Here is a 653-nt window from a genome sequence, read left to right on the forward strand (position 1 = left end):
GACGGTCGGCTCACCGACGGTCAGGGTCGGATCGTGGACTTCAAGAACACGGTCATCATCCTGACCACCAACCTGGGCACCCGTGACGTCGCCAAGGCGGTGTCGCTGGGCTTCCAGCAGTCGGAGGACTCCGAGTCCAACTACGACCGGATGAAGCAGAAGGTCAACGACGAGCTCAAGCAGCACTTCCGGCCTGAGTTCCTCAACCGGATCGACGACACCATCGTCTTCCACCAGCTGCGCCAGAGCGAGATCCTCTCGATCGTGGACATCATGATCCAGCGGATCGAAGGCCAGCTGCGTAACAAGGACATGGGCCTGGAGCTCACCGACAACGCCAAGAAGTACCTGGCCGCGAAGGGCTTCGACCCGGTGCTCGGTGCCCGTCCGCTTCGTCGCACGATCCAGCGCGACATCGAGGACAACCTCTCCGAGCGGATCCTGTTCAACGAGCTGACCCCTGGTCAGATCGTCGTGGTGGACTGCGAGGGCGACCCGAACGACATCGACAAGTCCAAGCTCGTCTTCCGGGGCGCGGAGAAGCCGGTCGAAGTTCCGGACGCCGTACCGGCCGACCTCGGTGGCACTGCCGCTGGCACCGCCGCCGCAGGCGCGGACGAGTAGCACAACCAGCAAAAAGGCGGGCCCGATGG

The 653-nt window shown here is 63.9% G+C and carries 1 protein-coding gene; it reads left to right on the plus strand.

Going from position 1 to position 653, the window contains the following annotated elements:
• The coding region (locus C7C45_RS34945; RefSeq protein ID WP_244200340.1) for an AAA family ATPase at positions 1-624 on the plus strand (624 nt) is incomplete at its 5' end.
• Between the last annotated feature and the right edge of the window lie 29 nt (positions 625-653).

Origin of the sequence: Micromonospora arborensis, assembly GCF_003205615.1 — a bacterium.
Lineage (GTDB): Bacteria > Actinomycetota > Actinomycetes > Mycobacteriales > Micromonosporaceae > Micromonospora > Micromonospora arborensis.